Raw genomic sequence first — 18541 nt, 5'->3', positions numbered from 1 at the left:
ACCCTCGACGGAAGCAGGTCGCAGTGGTACGAACGGAGTGAAGGTGCGATGAGGGTCCCGTGCGCGCACCCGGGCTCCCCGCCCGGGGGTCCGTTCGCGCATCCCGCGCTCTTCTACCACGGCGAGGATGAGTACCTCGCGGGCACCGTGCCGTTCATCCGCGCCGGCCGAGAGGCGGGCGAGCCGGTCGCCGTGGCGGTGCCGGGGCCCCGCCTGGAGACGCTGCGCGACGCGCTCGGCGCGGCCGCCGCCGAGGTGACGTGGCTGGACATGTCCGAGGCGGGCCGCAACCCCGGCCGGATCATCCCGGGCGTCCTGCGGGAGTTCGCCGACCGGCACGCCGCGCGCCGCGTCCGGATCATCGGCGAGCCGATCTGGCCCGGCCGCTCCGACACCGAGTACCCGGCGTGCGCCCAGCACGAGGCGCTGATCAACCTGGCGTTCGAGGGGCGGGACGTCGCGATCCTGTGCCCCTACGACGTCGCCGGGCTCGCCCCGCTCGTGCTCGCCGACGCCCGCGCCACCCACCCGGTCGTCATCGACCGCGACGGCGAGAGCGCGAGCGGCGACTACGCGCCGCACCGGGTGATCAGCGACTACAACCGGCCGCTGCCCGAGCCGCCGGTGGCGTACCGGATGGACTTCGACCTGGGCGGGCTGCTCCGCGTCCGCGACTTCGCGTGCGGGTGGGCGGCCCGGCTCGGCCTCGCGCCCCGCGCGGTGGACGACCTGGAGATCGCCGTCAACGAGCTGGCCTCCAACTCCTGCGTGCACGGCGGCGGGTCGGGGACGGTGCGGATCTGGGCCGAGGACGGGCTCCTCGTGTGCGAGGTCCGGGACGCCGGGACGATCACCGACCCGCTCGCGGGACGCCGTCCGGCGCACATGAGCCCCCATGGCGGGCGCGGGATCCTGCTGGTGAACCATCTCGCCGATCTCGTCCGGGTGCACACCGGTCCGGACGGGACCGCGATCCGGGTCTACATGCGGCTCTGACCTCGTCCGGCGCGGAGCCCCTGGCCGAAGGCCGGCCCGCCGCCAGTCGCACGGCCGACACCACGAGCACGCAGCCCGCGATCCGCGCCCACGAGGGCCGCTCGGCGAGCACCACGGCCCCGAACACGACGGCGAGCACCGGTTGCAGCAGCAGGAGCGTGCCGCCGGTCTCGGCGCGGACCCGGGGCAGCCCGGCGCCGATCAGCATCCAGCCGCACACCTGGCCCGTCATCGCCAGTGCGGCGAGCCAGCCGAGCGCCGCCCAGCCGGGGGCGGGGTCGACGCCCTGCCAGGGGATCCCGAGCGCGGCGGACGCGGCCCCCGCCCCGGCCGTCGCCAGCAGCACCGGCGTGGCCCGGTGCGGCTGTCCGCGCCCGGCGAACCGGGTGAGGAACAGGTAGCCGGCGTAGGTGATGCCGGCGGCCGTCCCGTACAGGACGCCCCGCACGGCCCCGGCGGCCTGCGGCCCGGTGTCGGCGAGCCCGCCCGCCAGCGCCACACCGCCCAGCATGACCGGGACCGCCGCCGCGAACGCGCGCGTGGGGCGCTCCCCGTGCACGGCCAAGGCGAGCAGCGGCACCACCACGACCTGGACGCTGACCAGGACGGTCGCGACGCCCGCGCCGACCTCCCCGATGGCGGCGCCCCACAGCACGAGGTCGGCGCCGAGCAGCAGCCCGGCCGCCGCGTCCACGCCCCGGCGGCGGCGCGGGCCCGCGCGGCGCCGCTCCCGCAGCGCGAGCGGGGCCAGCACCGGCAGCGCGAGCGCGCAGCGGAAGAGCGCCGCCGTGCCCGCCGAGACGCCGGAGAGCGCGACGAGGATCGCCGACACCGAGATGAACGCGGCGCCGGCGGCCAGGAGCAGTCGGGGGTCGATGGTTCGCACCCGTCCACGCTGCCGCCCTCCAACCCGTTAGCACAAGCGAATGTTCTTCAATAGAATTCGGTAGTAGTACTACTGTGATCATCATGGCGGGAAGGAGGCGGCGGTGAACCTCGACCGGCTCAGGGCCCTGCACGCGGTGTCGGTGCACGGCTCGGTCGCGGGCGCGGCCGAGGCGCTGCACGTGACCCCGTCCGGGGTGTCGCAGCAGCTCGCGAAGCTGGAGCGGGAGACCGGGCACCGGCTGCTCGAACCGCACGGGCGGGGGGTGCGGCTCACGCGCGCCGGGCACGTCCTCGCCGGGCACGCCGGGCGGGTGCTGGCGCAGCTGTCGGCCGCGCGGGCGGAGCTGGACGGGCTGCGCGAGGCGGCGGCGGGCCCGGTCCGGATCGGCGCGATCATCGCGGTGGCGCGCACCGTCCTGCCGGACGCGCTCGCCGTGCTGGCCGAGCGGCACCCGGCGCTGTCCCCGACGCTGCGCCAGGGCGAGGCGGACAGCGTCTTCCCGGCGCTCGAACGGGGCGATCTCGACATCGCGGTGGTCGAGAGCTGGGACACCGCGCCGACGCCGATGCCCGCGTCGGTGTCGCGCGTCCCGCTGTCGGCGGACCTGGTCGACCTGGCGCTGCCCGCCGGCCATCCGCTCGCGCGGCGCCGCTCGGCCGGGCTGGACGAGCCGCTCGGCCTGCCCTGGGCGGCCTGGACCGCGGGGACCACCTGTGAGCGACAGCTCGTCCAGACGCTGCGCGAGCAGGGCGTGGAGCCCGACATCGCGTGCAACGTCGCCGACTACCGGGCCCAGCTCGCGTTCGTCTCGGCCGGGCTCGCCGCCGCGCTGGTCCCCCGCCTCGGCCGCGACCCGGTGCCCGACGGGGTCGTGCTCCTGCCGACCCGCCCGCCGATCCGCCAGCGCGTGTACGCGGTGTGGCGGACGGGCGAGGCGGGCCCGGCGGTGGAGGCGTGCGTGGAGGCGCTCCAGGCCGTCTCGGCGGGCGGGAGCGGAGGGTCATGACCGGCGGCGGGTCCAGCGCAGGCGCCCGCGCGGCCGGAACACCGACAGCCCGGTGGCGGTGAGCAGCATCGCGAGCTGCGTCGAGACGACCGCGACCTGACCCCACTGGCGGCCTTCCGGGCGGGCGCCGCCGCGTGTCGACGCCCTCATCGCCCCCGCCATCGCCTCGGGCGTGAACAGCAGCATCCCGCAGAGGATCACGCCGAGCAGCAGGAGCAGCTTGGCGAACACCCAGGTGTGCCGGGCGAGGCCCCAGTGGCTGCCGAGGCCGAGCGCGACGCCGCTGGCCAGCGCGGTGAGGCTGAGCGGGATGCCCCCGGCGAAGACCAGCGTGCCCATGAGCCGGTAGGCGGCGCCCGCGAGGCCGAGGTCGCCGGTCAGCGTGGCGGTGAGGTTCAGCACGACCAGGCCCCACACCTCGCCCAGCAGCGCGACGGAGGCGGCGACGTGCACGAGCAGGATCGACTTGCGGACGGACGGGCGGGGCCGCCACCGGCCCGCGGCGGCGGGCGCCTCCCGCTGAAGGACGGACATCTTCGCCACTCCCGGCTTCCGGTTCCAGATCGGTCGCGCCGATCATGGGGGGCGGGTCGGGGCGGCGTCGTCGGGCGGCCGGAGGCTTCGGCGCTGCCCCGGCGGGAGCACCGCGGCCCCCGCGCCTGCTCCCGCCGGGGTAGCGGGCACGGTCGCCGTGGCGTCGGCCGTGGTGAGGCGGATGCCGAGTCTTGACCGGGGCATCGCGTGTAAGGGACGTGGCGCGGGAATGATCGGTGTCGCCCGGCCCGTCCGATCCATGTGGGGAACGATGCGCTTCTCAGCCCGCACGCACCAGATGCCCGTCCGCCTCATCGTGGGCGCCTTCGTCCTGAACTCGGGCGTCTCGAAGCTCAAGGGCGTGGACGAGGTGGCCGAGGGCACGCACGGTATGGCGACGACCGCCTACCCGTTCCTGGAGTCGCAGGACCCCCGGGAGTTCACCCGGCGGCTCGGCACCGCCGAGGTGGCGCTCGGCGCCGCGCTCATGACCCCCTTCGTGCCGTCGCTGCTGGCGGGCGCCGCGCTCACCGCGTTCGCGGGCGGCCTCACCGGGCTGTACCTGCGGCTGCCGGGGATGCGCGAGGAGGGCGGGGTGCGCCCCACGCAGCAGGGCATCCCGCTGCTCAAGGACAGCTGGCTCCTCGGCGTCGGCGCGTCGCTCGTGCTGGAGGAGCTGGGGCGCGCGCGGGCGGAGCGGCGCGCCGTCCACGCGCGGCTGATCCCCGAGTGATCCCGGGGCCGCCCCCGGGCGGATCCGGTCCCGGACGGGGAGGGACACGGCGTCCTTGACGGCGGGACGGCGGCGCGGTGAGGATCACCGCGTTCCCCGAGGAGGCCCCCTATGACGCCGTCGCAATCCCAGCCGTCCCCGACGGTCCGCGTGGCGGCGGCCGCCGACGTGGCGGCCGTCTCCGCCGTGCTCGGACGGGCGTTCGACGACGACCCGGTCTGGGGCTGGCTGCTCCCGGACGAGGCGTCCCGGGTGCGCAGGCTCGGCCGGCTGTTCGGCGTCGCGCTGCGGCACGTCCACCTGCCGCACGCCGCCAGCGAGGCCGCCGGGCGGGACGGGGCGGTGGAGGCCGCCGCGTTCTGGGACCCGCCGGACCACTGGAAGGTGTCGGCGGGGCGGCAGCTCTCGCTGCTCGGACAGCTGCTGGGCGTCTTCGGGACGCGGCTGCCCATCGCGCTGCGGACCCTCGGCGCGATCGAGGAGCACCACCCCCGGGAGCCGCACTGGTACCTGGCGGTCCTCGGCACGGACCCGCCGGCGCAGGGCCTCGGCCTCGGCGGTGCGCTGCTGCGGTCGCGGCTGGACCGCTGCGACGCGTCCGGGGTCCCCGCCTACCTGGAATCCTCCAAGGAACGGAACGTTCCGTACTACGAACGCTTCGGCTTTCGGGTGACGCGGGAGCTCGCGCTGCCGGGGAAGGGCTGCCCGCCGGTGTGGCTCATGTGGCGGGACCCCGAGCCCCCTGGGGAGCGCGGGACGGCCGGGGAGCGCGGGGAGACCGGCTGATCCGACACGCGGCGACCGTCCCGGGTTAAGTCGCTGTCATGGCCGGAATCGGTCAATCGGAGGAGGCGTCCGCCCGGAGCGGCTTCGGGCCCGCGATGGCGGGTCCCAGTGCCGCGTTCCTGCTGCGCGTTGCGGTGCACCGCCGTCCGCCGCGTCCGTGGCCGAAACGCCGCTGGCCCGATGCGGCCAGATACCGGACGGCTTTCGGTCATCCGATCGGCCGTGCGTGGCGCGCCGTGACCATGGCCGCCTAACGTCGGAGACGAGCCCCGCATGCTCCCGTCCGGCGAAGGCGACAGGTGACGAGCGATGACGACACAGCGGCACCCCGCGAGGCTCGCGTGAGCGTTCCCGCCCTCGGCGTCCGCGCCCTGCGGGTCGCGCCCGAGGCGGAGCCCAGGGAGACGCTCGCCCTGCACCGGCCGGGCATCTCCCGCGTCCACGACTACTTCCTCGGCGGCAAGGACAACTACGCCGCCGACCGCGACCTCGCGCACCGGATCCTGCGGGTGCTGCCGCAGGCCGCCGAGTCCGCCCGGCAGGGCCGCGCGTTCGTCGCCCGCGCCGTCCGGGCGCTCGCCGGGCGCGGCATCAGGCAGTTCGTCGACCTCGGCTGCGGGCTGCCGACCGCCGACAACCTGCACCAGATGGCCGCCCGGCACACCTGGGGCTCCCGCGTGGTCTACGTCGATGACGACCCGTTGGTCATCGCGCACGCCCGCGCGCTGCTGATCGAGGACGGCAACATCGCCGCGCTGCGCGCCGACCTGCGCGACCCCGCCGCGATCCTCGGCAGCCCGGAGTGGCGGCGGCTGATCGACCCGCGCGAGCCGGTGGCGCTGGTGCTGTCGTCGGTCCTGCATTTCCTGGACGACCCGCACGGGCCCGTCGCGGCGCTGGGCGAGGCGGTCGCGCCGGGCAGCGCGCTGGTCGTGGCGCACGCGACCGCTGACTTCGCGCCCGAGGCGGCGGAGGCGACGCGGCTGTACCGGGAGGCGAGCGGGGTGCCGTTCGTGCCGCGCGGCGCCGCCGAGGTCGAGCGGCTGTTCGACCCGTTCACCCCGCTCGCGCCCGGCGTCGTGCCGCTCACGCGCTGGTCTCCCGATCCGGCTCCGCCGGCGCGTCCGGCGTCCGCGCGGCCGGCGAGCGTGGTCCCCCCGCCGTCGCGCCCGGCGCTGCTGTACTGCGGGGTCGGCGTCCGGGCCTCCGCCTAGCGGGCGCCGCGCCGCCTGCGGTGGGCGGCGACGCGCTCGCGTGACGCGCAGGCCGGGGAGCAGTGGCGGCGCGCGGCGCCGGTGCCGGTCCCGGCGAAGATCCGCGAGCATCCGGACGCGGCGCACTCGCCCCAGGCGGGCCGCCCGGCCTCGCTGAACAGCTGCGCGAGGGCGAGGGCGCTGGAGGCGAGGAGCCAGTCGGCCCAGGACGCGTCGTCGCCCCGGTCGACGTGCAGGTGCCACGGGTGCCCGTCGTGGCGGGACAGGCGCGGCCGCGCCCCGCACTCGGTGAGCAGGTCGTTGACCGCCTCGGCGGCCCGGTCGGGGTCGGTCTCGGTGAGGACGCCGGTCAGCCGGACGACGGCGGCCCGCAGGTCGCGGGCGTCGCCGGCGGTGAAGGCCGCGCCGGTCACGTCCTCGGGCGACTCGCCGTGCCGGACGAGCATCCCCGCGATCGCCTCCGCCGGGAGCGCCGGATCCTCGCGGACCGCGTTCGCCAGTTCGACGAGCCGCTCCACCGGCCGGAAGCCCCGTCCGCCGTCGCCCATGCGTCCCCTCCATCCTGTAACGTCTTTTCATTATAAGCCGTTACAAGGAGGTCCGTGTGCTGCGTGCCTATCTCGCCGTGGCCTTCCTCGCCCGGCTCGCGGAGGAGGGCGTGGCGGTGACCGTGGTGCTCCTGGCCGCCGAGCGGACCGGCTCCCCAGCCTCGGGCGCGTTCGCGCTGACCGCCTGGATGGCCCCGCACGTGCTGGCCGCGCCGCTGACGGGCGGGCTCGCGGCGCGGGTGCGGCGGCCCCGGGCCTTCTACTCGGCGGCGCTCTGCGGCTACGCGGCCTCGCTCGCGGCGGTGGCGGTGCTGCTCGGCCGGGCGCCGGTGGCGCTCGTGCTGGTGGCGGCCGCCGCCGGGGGCGCGTGCGGGCCGGTGGTGTCGGGCGGCCTGTCCAGCCTGGTCGCCGGGCTCGCCCCGGAGGGCCCCGGGCGGACCCGCGCCTACGCGCTGGACGCCGCGTCCTACAACGCCGCCTCCGTCGCCGGGCCCGCCGTGGCCGGGGTGCTCACCGGGGCCGTCTCCGCCGGGGCGGCCTCGCTGGTGCTCGCCTGCGCCCCGGCCGTCGCGGCGGCGCTGACCGCGGCGCTGCCGCTCGTCGCGGCGGGCCGCGCCACCGATCCGCCGGAGCGGGCGGCGGGGCTGCGCGCCGACCTCACCTCGGGGCTCGCGGCGGTGTGGCGGACGCGGGAGCTGCGCGCGATCACCATGGTCACGTGCCTGGCGTTCGTCGGGGTCGGCGGGCTCACCACCACCGCCGCGCTCCTCGCCCGCGCCAGGGGGCACGAGGAGGGCGGCGGCGTCCTGATGACCGCGTTCGCCGTGGGCGCCCTCGCCGGGTCCCTCGCGGTCGCCCGCCGCGGCACACGGCTGTCGGCCGAGCGGACGGCGGGCCTCAGCCTCCTGGCGACCGGGGCGGTGCTCGCGGCGGCGGCGATCGCCCCGTCCTTCGCCCTCGTCACTGTGGCGTTCGTCACAGCCGGGCTGATGGACGGCCCCCTGCTGACGGCCACGCTCCGCCTCCGCGCCGACCACGCGCCGCCCGGGACGCGCCCGCAGGTCTTCACCATCGGGGCCGGTCTGAAGATCACCGCCGCGGCGGCCGGGGCGGCGCTCACGGGCGCCGCGGCGGGGCTTCCCGCCGCCGCGCTGCTGCTGGCGATCGCCGCGCTGCACGTCGCCGCCGCCCTGCTGTATCCGGTGCTGCTGCGTCCGGCCGCCTCACCCAGGGTCACCGCCGCGAGCCACAGCGTTCAGTAAGTGTTCAGGCGACGCGCCGGGCGCGGGGAGGAACGGCCCCTAGGGTGTCCCGGATGCCGACGAACACTCTGACCCCGCCCAGAACCGACATCGGCGCCCCTCCGGTGAGATCGTCCCGGATGGGCTGGCTCGACGCCCTGCGCGGCCTCGCCGCGATGGTGGTGGTGTTCGAGCACTCCCTCGACGTGCTGCTGCCGGAGGTCCGCCGCACGGCGAGCCCCTGGTTCGACTTCGGCCGGTACGGGGTGTTCGTGTTCTTCCTCGTCAGCGGCTACGTCGTGCCGTTCTCGCTGGAGCGGCGCGGGAACGTGCGCGAGTTCTGGATCGGCCGGTTCTTCCGGCTGTACCCGGCGTGGCTCGTGGCGGTCGGCCTGGCGCTGCTGCTCGGCGCCACGGGGGTCTCCTGGGGGCTGCCCGCCGCGCTCGACGAGCGTCCCTGGACGTCCGCGCTGGCGCACCTGACGATGCTGCAGGACCTGCTCGGCGTCCCGAACGCCGTCAACGTCCTCTGGACGCTGTCGTATGAGATGGTGTTCTACCTGCTGGTCACCGCGCTGTTCCTCGCCGGGGCGCGCCGCGCCAGCGCCCGCGTCGCGCTCGGCTTCGGCGTCGCCGCCGCGATCCTCGGGGTGGCGCTGCCGAGCGGGCTGCTCGCCTCGCGGTGGCCGGGCGGGACGACGTTCGTCGCCGCCCTCGTCCTCGTCGCGGGGCTGGCCGCGCTGCTGAGCGGGCGCCGCGCGGTCCGGCGCGCCGGGGTCGCGGTCGTGGCGACCCTCGCGCTGACCCTGCTGATCCTCGACAGCCGCATCGGCGGGGTCGAGAGCCTGTGCATCATCGCGACGATGTTCGCGGGGACGGCCGTCCGCGCCGTCCAGGACGGGCGGCTCCGCCCCTGGCCGGGCGCCGCGATGGTCGCGGTCGTGCCCGTCCTCGTGCTGATCGCGGGGCTGCGGACGCCCCCCGCCTGGGCGCTGAGCGGCGGCCCGCAGCCGCTCGGCCGGGACTGGTCGATCGCCGTCGCCGCCGCGTGGCTGACCTTCCTCGGCGGGCTCGCGCTGCGCCACCGCGCGATGCCCCGCGTCCTCGTGTGGCTGGGGCTCGTGAGCTACTCGGTCTACCTGCTGCACCCGATGGTCGTGCAGGTGATCTGGCGGCTGACCGGCGAGCCCGCCTCGATCCCGGGCCACCAGCGGCTGGCCTGGTACGTCGTGCTCGTGTCGGCCGTCCTCGTGTCGGCGTGGCTCGCGCACCGCTACGTCGAGAGGCCCGCCCAGCGCCTCGGCCGCCGCCTGGCCCATGCCAGGTGAGGCCGGCCGGCGGATGAGGCGCCGTCAGGCGAGGCGGCCGAGCGCGGTGCGGAGCCGCCGCAGGTCCCGCATGCGCTGCTCGTAGGTCGCGCCCGCCAGCAGGACGAGCAGGCCCGCCCCGGCGAGCGGGACCCAGCCGGGAAGACCGGCGGCCGCGTCGGCGGCGTAGGGGGCGAGCCAGCGCGCCGCGTCCAGGACGAGGACGGCGCCGCCGAGCACGAGCGGCGCCTGGAGCCGGAGCCGGGCGCCCGCGAGGACGGTCGCGAGCGCGGCGGCGGCCAGCAGCAGCGGGCGCGGTCCGGTGGCGTCCGCCCACGCGGCGAGCAGGCTCGGGACGAGCGTGGACGCGAGCGCCGGGCCGAGGTCGGCCCACGACGACCGGGCGGCGCCGCGCGAGCGCCGGATCACGGCGAGGCCGAGGAGCGCCGCGGACACCGGCGCCGTGTAGATCTCCGGCACCGTGACCCCGGACGCGCCCAGCCGCACCCACCACGCCGCGAGCAGCAGCGCGGACGCCGCCCACCCGGCGGGGCGGCGGTCCGGCCGCAGCGCCGCGGCGGCGGCCAGCACGCCGGTCACGGCCAGGGCGAGGCTGAGCGGGGCGGCGTGCCCGGCGGTCATCGCGATCCCCGCCGCGGCGACGGGCCACGGCGCGGCCTCGGCGGCGGGGCCTCGCACCAGCGCCGCCGCGAGCAGCGCGAGACCGGACGCGGCGAGCACGGCGAACGCGGCGTGGTGGGCGGGGCGCCCGGCCGCGAGGGCGGCGGCCGCCGCGAACCCGCCGAGGGCGAGCGCGGCCATGGCGACCGCGCCGCCGCGCAGGACGGGGAACGCGGCCGCGCAGGCGGCGGCGAGGACCGTCAGGGCACCGAGGACGGCGAGCGTGGCGTTCTCGGTGGCCAAGGCGTAGGCGGCGGCCCACAGGGACGCGGCGACGGCGGCGCCGCACGCGGCGGGACGGGCCGTGCCGTCGAGGGCGGCCCAGACCGCGAGCGCGGCGCCGGAGATGACGGCCAGCGCGAGCGCCGCCGGGTACGGCGCGTCCGCGGCGACCGCCGCGGTGAGGACGGCGAGCGGCGCGAGGGGCGGGGCCGCCGCGCGCGCCTTCACGAGGAGTACGGCGAACAGCAGCGCGAGGACGGCGGGCGCGGCGGGCAGGACCCAGTCGAGCAGGTCCGGCGAGCCCACCCCGGCCCAGCGGGCGTCCAGGTAGCGGCCGGGGAAGAGCACCGCCACGGCCGCGCCCGGGGCGATCGACAGCGCGGAGGCGCCCAGGACGGTCATGGCCCCGATCCGCGTGCCGGAGCGCAGCCGGCCCGGCAGGAGGGACACGGCGGCGGCCACGGCGACGGCCGAGAGCGCGGCGCCCGCCGCCGTCCAGCGCAGGGGCAGCGGCAGGGCGGCGGCGAGCGCCATCGAGGCGGCCGGCCCCGCGACGACGGCGAGGGCCGCGTTCACGCGCAGCGCCCAGGCCAGCGCGACCGCGGCCGCCACCATCAGGAGCGCCGCCCCCGCGGGCGCCCCTGGGAGCGAGGGCACGGTCAGCGCGAACGCCGCCGCCGTCCCCGCACCACCCGCGAGCAGGCCCGTGGCGGTCGCGGCGACCGTGGAGAAGCGCCGGGCGCCGAGGTCGGCGAGGGACACCGCGAGGAGGGCGAGCGCCACCGCCTCCGGAGGGGCGTCCGCACCGGCGACGGCGAGCGGGAGCGGAAACTGCGCGAGGACCAGCGTCGTGGGGCGGGTCAGGCGGAGCGGGGTCAGCCGGTCGTATCCGGCCCAGACGAGGGCGGCCGCCAGGAACGACGCCGCCGCGTACCAGGCGGGGTCGACGTCGTTCAGCGAGAGGAAGCCGTGGGCGTAGGCGGAGTAGAGGTCCAGGCCGACCAGCAGGAGGCCGACGAACGCGAGGGTCTCCGCCGTGGCGGCCAGCCCGCGGCGGGCGACCACCCATCCGGCGGCCAGCGCCACGACCGTCAGCGCGAGCAGGATCGCCCCGCGCTCGACGTAGGGGAGCGCGCTCCAGCTCAGCAGGGCGAACACGAACGCGGCGATGCCGAGCAGCGCCCCGCCGGTGGTCAGCAGCGCGTTGCGGACCGCGAAGCGCGAGGCGTCCGTCCCGCCGAAGGCCGCGGGCGCGCCCGCGGGCGCCGGCCACGGCCGCGGCCCGGCCGGATGCGCCGGGGGCGGGGCCGCCGCGTACAGGAAGGCCAGCAGGTCGCGGCGGCGCCGCCCCAGCCGGGCCAGCTCGCCGTCGAGCACCCACAACTCGGCGGCGGCGGGTCCGGCCAGGCACAGCCCGCACCTCGGGCAGGCCGCGCGGCGCGGCGGGGGCAGCGGGGTCTGGCAGCCGGGGCAGGTGAGGGGCATAACGGGAGACTGCCGTTGACGCGCCGCCGTCCATAACCGTCCAAGTACTCAGATCGACCCCGAGTACCCCGAGTACCCCGTCAGAGGAAGTCGGCGACGCGGGCGGCGAACTCCTCGGGGGTGACGACCTCGACGCCGAGCTTGTCCGCCTTGGCCTTCTTGGACCCGGCCTTCTCCCCCGCGACCAGCAGTGCGGTCCTGGCCGACACCGAGGACGAGGCGCGGCCCCCGGCGCGCTCGATCAGCTCGTTCACCTCGTTGCGGGACAGCTTCTCCAGCGGCCCCGACATCGAGCCGGTCGCGACGACCGACATCCCGGCCAGCGGGAGGCCGGAGTCCGCTCCGGACGCTTCCTCCTCGCCCTCCTCGCCCTCCTCGGCGGGGCCGGTCGCGCCGGGCTCGACCATGTTCACCCCGGCGGCGGCGAGCCGGTCGATCAGCGGCGCCAGCTCGGCGATCTCGGCGACCAGGACCGGCGCCTTCTCCGGCCCGATGCCCTCGACCCGCTGGAACGCCTCGTCGCCGGCCGCGCGGATCGCGTCCATGGTGGCGAAGTACCGGGCGATCCGCCGCGACATGGACCGGCCGGTGCCGCGCACCCCGAGCGCGCAGAACACCTTGTTCAGTGGCTTGGCCTTGGCGCCCTCGATCGCGGCGAGCAGGTTGGCGGTGCTGGTCTCGCCCATCCGCTCCAGCCCGAGGAGCTGCTCGCGGGTGAGGCCGAACAGGTCCGCGAAGTCGGTGATCAGCCCGGCGTCCACGAGCTGGTCGATGATCTTCTCGCCGAGTCCCTCGATGTCGAGCTGGTCGCGGCCGACGGCGTAGCGGACGGAGGCGACCGCGTGGCAGGCCCGGCCGCGCACGCACCGCCACCGCTGCTGCGAGACGTCGATCGCGTCGCCGCAGCGCGGGCAGACCTCCGGCGCCTCGATCGGGCGCTCCTCGCCGGTGCGCAGGTGCGCGACCGGCGCCTCCACGCGGGGGATCACGTCGCCGGCCTTGTAGACGGTGACGTGGTCGCCGAGCATCAGCCCGCGCCGCTCGATGTCGGCGGCGTTGTGCAGCGTCGCGTAGGTGACGACCGACCCCTCCAGCTCGACCGGCTCCAGGACGGCGCGCGGCGCGATGATCCCGGTGCGGCCGACGTTCCACTCGACCTCCAGCAGCCGCGTGATCTTCTCCACGGCGGGGAGCTTGTAGGCGATCGCCCAGCGCGGCGCCCGCGAGGACACCCCGGCCTCGGCCTGGTCGGCCGCCGCGTCCGCGCGGACGACGATGCCGTCGATGCCGAAGTCCAGCTCGGCCCGCAGCGCCGCGATCTCCGCGACCCGCTCGTGCAGGGCCTCCAGCGCGGTCGCGGTGACGGCGGGCACCGGCGTCGTGGCGGTGGTGCGCGCGCCGAGCGCGGCGACGTACTCCATGATCTCGCTGTGCGGCAGCTCCCCCAGCCGGGCGGCCAGGTCCTCGCCGGTGCCCTCCAGCGGCAGCGCGCCGTAGGCGAAGAAGGTCATCTCCACCTGGTAGGCGCGGTCCTTGGCGCGCAGCGACCCGGCGGCGGCGCTGCGCGGGTTGGCGAACGCCGGGCCCCCGGCGGCGGTGCGGGCGGCGTTGGCGTCCTCGAACTGCGCGCGGGTCATCAGCACCTCGCCGCGCAGCTCCACGGTGACCGGTTCGGCGAGCCGCTCCGGCAGTCCGACGATCATGCCGATGCCGTGCGAGACGTCCTCCCCGGCGGCGCCGTCGCCGCGCGTCACCAGCCGGGCGAGGCGGCCGTCGCGGTAGCGGGCGGAGATCGCCAGGCCGTCCAGCTTCGGCTCGACGCACCACCGCCCGACCGGGCGGCCGAGGCGCCGCTCCAGGCCCGCGGCCCACGACTCCAGGCCCTCGGCGGAGAACACGTTGTCCAGGCTCAGCATCGGGACGGTGTGCGGCACGTCCCCGACCACCGCTCCCCCGGCGACCTTGCCGGTCGGGGACTCCGGCAGGACGTGCTCGGGGTGCTCGGCCTCGTAGGCGGCGATCCCCCGCACCAGGCGGTCGAACGCGTCGTCGTCCAGGGGCGAGTCGCCCTCGCCGTAGTAGGCGGCGGACGCCTCGACGGCGGTGCGCACGGCGTCGGCGTAGGCGGCCTGATCCGCGATCTCGGCGCGGGTCACAGTCTCGGTCATGTCCCTATCCTGCCTGGTAGGTACGACATTTCATGACTTAGCGGACAGGCTGCCCTGCCCCCGGAACAGGCCCGTTCAGGAACCGGACGGCGCGTGCCGGGCGGCGGCCGCCGAGCGCGACAGCGCGACGATCCCGGCCGTCAGCAGCACGGCGCTCACCGAGACCGCCGCGAACGCGGCCGCGCTGTGCGGCGGCCTGGTGTGGAAGGCGAGGACGGCCAGCAGGTAGGACGCGGCGGGGTTGGTCATCGTCATCGCGGTCATGGCGGCGGGCAGCGACCCGGCCGCGAACGCCCGCTGCTCCAGCACGAGGCCGAGCAGGGTGGTGCCCGCGAGCGCGTAGCCGGGCCAGTCCACGGCCGTGGCCGCGACGCCCCGGTCGACGAGGTCGGCGGTGGTCAGCTTGATCAGGACGGCGCTGCACGCGAACAGCAGCCCGGCGCAGGTGCCGAGCAGCACGGCCCGGACCGTCCCCTTCCGCAGCGCCGCGCCCCGCACGAGGACGAGCACGAGCGGCGCCAGGAGGAGCGCCGCGACGAACAGGCGGGGCCGGGACGGCTCACCCGCGGGCGGCACCGCGCCCGGCACCGTGAACAGGACCGCGAGGCCCGCCGACACGGCCGTCCCCCCGAGCAGGTCCATGCGGGCGGGCACGCAGCCGTTGCCCGCGCAGCCCAGCAGGATCGTGAAGACGAGCTGGCTGACCAGCAGCGGCTGGACGAGGCCGGTGGAGCCGAGGTGGAGCGCCACGGCCTGGCTCATGAACCCGGCGAGGTTCACCCCCCACCCCGCCAGCCACAGCGGGTCGTGGAGCAGCTTGCGGATCAGCCCGGCGGCGGCGACCGCGTCGGAGCCCCCGTGGACGGCGCGCCGCGCCGCGCGGTACTGGAGCGCGGCGGCCGCGGCGAACAGGAACGCCGCGAGCAGGCTGAACCCGATGCTCCAGGCCATCAGCGCGTCCCGGCCGGGCGGCCGCGGCGCGCGTCCGGCGCACCCGCGCGGGCCATCCGACCACCCCCCTAGTGATCATCCTCCCCCGGGCCCGGTCGCCGTCCGCGCGCGGCCGGGGGCCGCGGCGGGGCGAGGACCGAAACATGACCTTCTGCTGCTTTCTGCCCCTGGTGTCCGCTCTGAACACAGCGGCACCTCTGGACACAGGCGACCGCGGCCTCGGGGAGGGGGTGGCGCAGGGCGGGCCGGAGGGCGCCGCGCCGTCCGCCCCGGCGGCGCGGGGCCCTCCGGCCCGCCTGCGGATCACCGGATGCGGGCGGCGAACCGCGGGCTTCCCCTCCCAGGGACGCCGCCCGCCGGAACCGCCGCAAATCGGCTCCGATCAGTACAGCGCCGACGCGTCCCGAAGCGTCACACCCCCGGAAACGCCCTGGCCGGGAGCCCGGCCGCCGCGATATTCGGGTGACGTGCCCGCGACCCGGCCGCCAGAATCGCCGGATGAGCGTGACGCACTGGCCGCTGTACGGGCTGCGCCTCCGGACGCCCAGGCTCGAACTGCGGCTCCCGGACCTGGAGGAACTGGACGCCCTCGCCGGGCTCGCCGCCGGCGGCGTCCACGACCCGGCCGACATGCCGTTCCTGGTGCCGTGGACGGACCTCCCGCCCGAGGAGCGCGCGCGGAGCGTCATGCGGTACCACTGGCGCGTCCTCGCGGAGTGGGAGCCGGACGCCTGGGAGCTGTCGCTGACCGTGTTCGCGGACGGCGAGGTGATCGGCTCGCAGGGGATCAGCGCGCGGGCGTTCCGGGTCGTCCGCGAGGTCGGCACGGGGTCCTGGCTGGGGCTGCGCCACCAGGGCCGGGGGTACGGCACGGAGATGCGCGCCGCCGTCCTGCACCTGGCGTTCGCCGGGCTGGGCGCCGAGTCGGCGACGAGCGCGGCGATGGCCGACAACGCCGTCTCGGCCGCCGTGTCGCGCAAGCTCGGCTACCGGGACAACGGCCTCGACCGCGTCAGCGTGCGCGACGTCCTGCGGCTGGACCGGCGGTTCGTGCTCGACCGCGAGGGCTGGGAGCGGCACCGCGCCGTGCCCGTCGAGATCGAGGGACTGGACGCCTGCCTGCCGCTGCTCGGCGCGTCCTGACGGTGCCGGTCCCCGTCAGGTGGCCAGGCTCCGGGGGCGGATGTCGGTCCAGTTCGTCTCGACGTAGTCGAGGCAGTCGGGCCGGGGGCCGGGCCCGAACGCCGCCGTCCAGCCCGCCGGGACGTCGGCGAAGGCGGGCCACAGCGAGTGCTGCCCCTCGTCGTTGACGAGGACGAGGAACGTGCCGTCGGGGTCGTCGAACGGGTTGGTCATCACGCCTCCTGGGCGACGCGGGCGGAGCGGCGGGCGATGGACTGGACGATCTCGCCGGTGCGGACGGCGGTCATGGACAGCAGCGAGGAGGCGATGCCGTGGCTGTGCTCGGTCGCGCCCTGGAGGTAGACGCCCCACTCCTGGCCGGGCTCGGTGGCGATCCGGTAGTCGCGTTCCATCAGCGGGCGCCCGTCCGCGCCGGCGCGGCAGTGCGCGCCCGCCTCCCCGAGCAGGTCGAACGGGTCGCGCTCGCGGTAGCCGGTGGCGTAGACGACGGCGTCGGCGTCCAGGTCGGTCGTCTCGCCGGTGGGCAGGAACGCGACGCGGAGCCGGACGCCGGCCGGGACCTCGCGCACCTCCCTGACCCGGGACACGTTGAGGATCCGCAGCCGCTCGGCGCCCGCGACCTTCTCCGCGTAGGACCGCCGGTACAGCTCGTCGATCAGTTCGAGGTCCACGACGGAGTAGTTGGTGTTGCGGGAGTAGTCGAACAGCAGCCGCTTCACCTCGTCCGGCGCCGCGTAGTAGTGGTCGACGGCCCGCGGGTCGAAGATGCGGTTGGCGAAGGAGCTGTCGTCGGCGGGCGAGTACCCGTAGCGGGTGAAGACCGCGCACACCTCGGTCTCGGGGAACGTGCGGTGCAGGTGCTCGACGGCCTCGGCGGCGCTCTGCCCGGCGCCGACCACGACGACCCGCCGCGGCGTCCAGCCGGGCCGCTCGGCGAGGCGGGTCAGCAGGTCCTCGGTGTGCCAGATCCGCTCGCCGGCCGACACGCCCTCGGGCAGGAAGGGTTCGAGCCCGGCGGCGATGACGACGTCGCGGGCGAGGTGGGTCTCCAGCTCGTCGTCGCGGCGGACGACGACCTCCAGCGTCGCGGCGTCGCGCGGGCGGAGCGCGACGACCTCCGTCCCGTACCGGACGTCCCCCGCGACGGCGGCGGCGACCCATTCGAGGTAGTCGTGGAACTCCAGCCGGGTCGGGAACATCGTCTTGTGGTTGACGAAGTCGACGAGCCGGTCCCGGGCGTGCAGGTAGGCCAGGAAGGAGTAGCGGCTGGCCGGGTTGCGCATCGTCACCAGGTCCTTGAGGAAGTGGACCTGCATGGTGGCGCCGTCGATGAGCATCCCCCGGTGCCAGCCGAACCGGGGCTGCTTCTCGAAGAACACCGCGTCCACGTTCGCGCCGTGCTCCTCCTCCAGCGCGACGGCGAGCGCCAGGTTGGAGGGTCCGAACCCGATGCCGGCCACGTCATGGACGGGTGTCTGCATGTGCGTCTCCACTTTCGGGGCGGGGGTGAGGCGGGGTCAGGCGGGCCGGTCAGGCGGGCTTGGCGGCGCTCGCGGCCTTGGCGATCCTCGGGACGATCTGGTCGACGATGTAGGGGACGGCGAGCGGGGTCGGCGTGCGCAGCGGCCAGAACGACTTCAGGTCGAGCGGGACGTAGGAGCCGCGCCTGACCACGGGCAGCTGGGCGAACAGCTTGTTGCCCTCGACCTTCCGCTGCGTCGCGGGGTCGTCGTTGTAGTGGCTGAGCAGGACGTCCACGTTCAGCACCGACACCTTCTCCATGCTGAGCTCGGCGGCGAAGCCCTGCCCCGGCAGCTTGCTCAGCGGCTCGGGCAGCACCATCCCGAACTGCTCCAGCAGCTTGACGCTGGTGTCGTTCGGTGACTTCATCACGCCGATGTTCCCGGAGGGGAACATGCTGGTCAGCGCGAAGCCCTTGCCCTTCAGCTCCGGGTGCGCGGTGCCCACCGAGGCGACCTTCGCCTCGGCCGAGCGCACCAGCGCCTCGCCCTCGGCGGGACGTCCGACGGCCTTGGCGACCTGCCGGGTGATCTGCTGCCAGGTGTCCTCGGCGGGGCCGGTCTGGTAGGCGAGGGTCGGGGCGAGCTTGGAGAGCTTGCCGTACTCGCGGTCGATGGTGAAGTCCCCGGCGGCGAGGATGAGGTCGGGCCGCAGCGCGGCGATCTCCTCCAGGTTGAAGCCGGCCTCCCCGGCCTTCAGCAGCTTCGGCTTGGAGCCGGTGACCTTCGGCGCGCTCCAGGGGGCGAGCCCGTCCGGCTGGACGCCGCTCAGCTCGGTCATCCCGACGGGCTGGACGCCGAGCGCGAGCAGCGCGTCCTGGTCCACCTCGCCGAGCGCGACGATCCGCTTCGCGGGGCCCTCGACCTTGGTGGAGCCGAGCTTGTGCGCGACGGTGACGGGGAAGGCCCCGGCCGCGCCGCCGGACGCGGCGCCCGCGGGTTCGTCGTCGTCGCCGCACGCGGTGGCCAGGCCGAGGCTCAGGGCGAGGGCGCCGGTGGCGGCGGCCAGACGCCGCATCGTTGTGCGCATAGAGGACCGGTGTCCTTCCAGGTTGTGCCGGGGGTTCCGAGCAGAGACATTAGGTTAGGCTCACCTAACTCCACAAGAGGTCAGGCC

The 18541-nt window shown here is 76.2% G+C and carries 16 protein-coding genes and 1 pseudogene; 8 read left to right on the top strand and 9 right to left on the bottom strand.

Annotation, left to right across the window (positions count from 1 at the left end; translation table 11 throughout):
* Positions 1-48: 48 nt before the first annotated feature.
* Positions 49-930, top strand: a pseudogene (locus GNZ18_RS32800) (anti-sigma factor RsbA family regulatory protein); the annotation flags it as partial.
* On the opposite strand, the gene GNZ18_RS32795 reads toward GNZ18_RS32800, so the two are convergent.
* The gene (locus tag GNZ18_RS32795; protein ID WP_376766292.1) at positions 851-1882 is read right to left on the bottom strand and encodes a DMT family transporter; all 1032 of its coding nucleotides are present in this window, start codon (positions 1880-1882) and stop codon (positions 851-853) included. The pseudogene GNZ18_RS32800 and the gene GNZ18_RS32795 sit on opposite strands and share 80 nt — an antisense overlap.
* Positions 1883-1985: 103 nt before the next feature.
* Between GNZ18_RS32795 and GNZ18_RS32790 the strand changes: the two genes are divergently transcribed.
* Entirely contained in the window at positions 1986-2891 is a 906-nt protein-coding gene (locus tag GNZ18_RS32790) for a LysR family transcriptional regulator (RefSeq protein ID WP_312874885.1), read from the top strand.
* Here GNZ18_RS32790 and GNZ18_RS32785 read toward each other — a convergent pair.
* The gene (locus GNZ18_RS32785) at positions 2886-3425 is read right to left on the bottom strand and encodes a hypothetical protein (RefSeq protein WP_156220520.1); all 540 of its coding nucleotides are present in this window, start codon (positions 3423-3425) and stop codon (positions 2886-2888) included. The two genes, GNZ18_RS32790 and GNZ18_RS32785, sit on opposite strands and share 6 nt — an antisense overlap.
* Positions 3426-3696: 271 nt before the next feature.
* Here GNZ18_RS32785 and GNZ18_RS32780 point away from each other — a divergent pair, with 271 nt between their 5' ends.
* The 3 genes from GNZ18_RS32780 (at position 3697) to GNZ18_RS32770 (ending at position 6158) form a co-directional block, all read left to right on the top strand.
* Positions 3697-4158: a hypothetical protein gene (locus GNZ18_RS32780; RefSeq protein ID WP_156220519.1), complete on the top strand. Its 462-nt coding sequence runs from the start codon at positions 3697-3699 to the stop codon at positions 4156-4158.
* Positions 4159-4269: 111 nt separating this feature from the next.
* A complete protein-coding gene (locus tag GNZ18_RS32775) occupies positions 4270-4944 on the top strand; it encodes a GNAT family N-acetyltransferase (RefSeq protein WP_156220518.1) in 675 nt (224 codons plus the stop codon).
* Positions 4945-5285: 341 nt separating this feature from the next.
* On the top strand, positions 5286-6158 hold the full coding sequence (locus GNZ18_RS32770; protein ID WP_156220517.1) for an SAM-dependent methyltransferase: 873 nt from the start codon (positions 5286-5288) through the stop codon (positions 6156-6158).
* On the opposite strand, the gene GNZ18_RS32765 is transcribed toward GNZ18_RS32770, so the two are convergent.
* The gene (locus GNZ18_RS32765) at positions 6155-6706 is read right to left on the bottom strand and encodes a CGNR zinc finger domain-containing protein (protein WP_156220516.1); all 552 of its coding nucleotides are present in this window, start codon (positions 6704-6706) and stop codon (positions 6155-6157) included. The genes GNZ18_RS32770 and GNZ18_RS32765 overlap by 4 nt on opposite strands.
* A 56-nt stretch (positions 6707-6762) precedes the next feature.
* Here GNZ18_RS32765 and GNZ18_RS32760 point away from each other — a divergent pair, with 56 nt between their 5' ends.
* Together GNZ18_RS32760 and GNZ18_RS32755 are read left to right on the top strand one after the other, a co-directional pair.
* A complete protein-coding gene (locus GNZ18_RS32760; RefSeq protein ID WP_216651515.1) occupies positions 6763-7968 on the top strand; it encodes an MFS transporter in 1206 nt (401 codons plus the stop codon).
* Between the two features lie 53 nt (positions 7969-8021).
* Positions 8022-9275, top strand: coding sequence for an acyltransferase family protein (locus tag GNZ18_RS32755; protein ID WP_156220515.1), 1254 nt, complete (start codon positions 8022-8024; stop codon positions 9273-9275).
* A 24-nt stretch (positions 9276-9299) separates the two neighbouring features.
* Here the strand turns inward: GNZ18_RS32755 and GNZ18_RS32750 are convergent, their stop codons facing one another.
* The 3 genes from GNZ18_RS32750 to GNZ18_RS32740 form a co-directional block, all read right to left on the bottom strand.
* On the bottom strand, positions 9300-11642 hold the full coding sequence (locus tag GNZ18_RS32750) for an SCO7613 C-terminal domain-containing membrane protein (protein ID WP_156220514.1): 2343 nt from the start codon (positions 11640-11642) through the stop codon (positions 9300-9302).
* Positions 11643-11722: 80 nt separating this feature from the next.
* On the bottom strand, positions 11723-13810 hold the full coding sequence (ligA, locus tag GNZ18_RS32745; RefSeq protein WP_156220513.1) for an NAD-dependent DNA ligase LigA: 2088 nt from the start codon (positions 13808-13810) through the stop codon (positions 11723-11725).
* Between the two features lie 75 nt (positions 13811-13885).
* On the bottom strand, positions 13886-14761 hold the full coding sequence (locus GNZ18_RS32740) for a DMT family transporter (protein WP_156220512.1): 876 nt from the start codon (positions 14759-14761) through the stop codon (positions 13886-13888).
* Between the two features lie 498 nt (positions 14762-15259).
* On the opposite strand from GNZ18_RS32740, the gene GNZ18_RS32735 reads away from it, so the two are divergent.
* Positions 15260-15904, top strand: a complete 645-nt coding sequence (locus GNZ18_RS32735) for a GNAT family N-acetyltransferase (protein WP_156220511.1) — start codon at positions 15260-15262, stop codon at positions 15902-15904.
* Between the two features lie 15 nt (positions 15905-15919).
* Here GNZ18_RS32735 and GNZ18_RS32730 read toward each other — a convergent pair whose 3' ends face one another.
* Genes GNZ18_RS32730 through GNZ18_RS32720 form a run of 3 tightly spaced genes read right to left on the bottom strand, consistent with a single transcriptional unit; the run spans position 15920 to position 18454 of the window.
* Positions 15920-16117, bottom strand: coding sequence for an MbtH family protein (locus GNZ18_RS32730; protein WP_156220510.1), 198 nt, complete (start codon positions 16115-16117; stop codon positions 15920-15922).
* Positions 16117-17385 (bottom strand): lysine N(6)-hydroxylase/L-ornithine N(5)-oxygenase family protein, encoded by a 1269-nt coding sequence (locus GNZ18_RS32725; protein ID WP_156220509.1) that lies wholly within the window; start codon positions 17383-17385, stop codon positions 16117-16119. Before GNZ18_RS32725 ends, GNZ18_RS32730 begins: the two co-directional genes overlap by 1 nt.
* 49 nt (positions 17386-17434) lie before the next feature.
* Complete coding sequence (locus GNZ18_RS32720; RefSeq protein WP_156220508.1) at positions 17435-18454, bottom strand: iron-siderophore ABC transporter substrate-binding protein; 1020 nt, start codon at positions 18452-18454, stop codon at positions 17435-17437.
* Positions 18455-18541: the final 87 nt, after the last annotated feature.

Source organism: Actinomadura litoris (genome assembly GCF_009733595.1).
Lineage (GTDB): Bacteria > Actinomycetota > Actinomycetes > Streptosporangiales > Streptosporangiaceae > Spirillospora > Spirillospora litoris.
Note: the sequence above shows the minus strand (reverse complement) of the source record. Positions and strands in the feature narration are given on the sequence as shown.

Bases quoted from the DNA above. Each gene is read 5' to 3' on its own strand.
- GNZ18_RS32785 (WP_156220520.1), bottom strand. From the start codon at position 3,425: ATGTCCGTCCTTCAGCGGGAGGCGCCCGCCGCCGCGGGCCGGTGGCGG.
- GNZ18_RS32780 (WP_156220519.1), top strand. From the start codon at position 3,697: ATGCGCTTCTCAGCCCGCACGCACCAGATGCCCGTCCGCCTCATCGTG.
- GNZ18_RS32775 (WP_156220518.1), top strand. From the start codon at position 4,270: ATGACGCCGTCGCAATCCCAGCCGTCCCCGACGGTCCGCGTGGCGGCG.
- GNZ18_RS32765 (WP_156220516.1), bottom strand. From the start codon at position 6,706: ATGGGCGACGGCGGACGGGGCTTCCGGCCGGTGGAGCGGCTCGTCGAA.
- GNZ18_RS32755 (WP_156220515.1), top strand. From the start codon at position 8,022: ATGCCGACGAACACTCTGACCCCGCCCAGAACCGACATCGGCGCCCCT.
- GNZ18_RS32750 (WP_156220514.1), bottom strand. From the start codon at position 11,642: ATGCCCCTCACCTGCCCCGGCTGCCAGACCCCGCTGCCCCCGCCGCGC.
- ligA (WP_156220513.1), bottom strand. From the start codon at position 13,810: ATGACCGAGACTGTGACCCGCGCCGAGATCGCGGATCAGGCCGCCTAC.
- GNZ18_RS32740 (WP_156220512.1), bottom strand. From the start codon at position 14,761: ATGGCCTGGAGCATCGGGTTCAGCCTGCTCGCGGCGTTCCTGTTCGCC.
- GNZ18_RS32735 (WP_156220511.1), top strand. From the start codon at position 15,260: ATGAGCGTGACGCACTGGCCGCTGTACGGGCTGCGCCTCCGGACGCCC.
- GNZ18_RS32730 (WP_156220510.1), bottom strand. From the start codon at position 16,117: ATGACCAACCCGTTCGACGACCCCGACGGCACGTTCCTCGTCCTCGTC.
- GNZ18_RS32725 (WP_156220509.1), bottom strand. From the start codon at position 17,385: ATGCAGACACCCGTCCATGACGTGGCCGGCATCGGGTTCGGACCCTCC.
- GNZ18_RS32720 (WP_156220508.1), bottom strand. From the start codon at position 18,454: ATGCGCACAACGATGCGGCGTCTGGCCGCCGCCACCGGCGCCCTCGCC.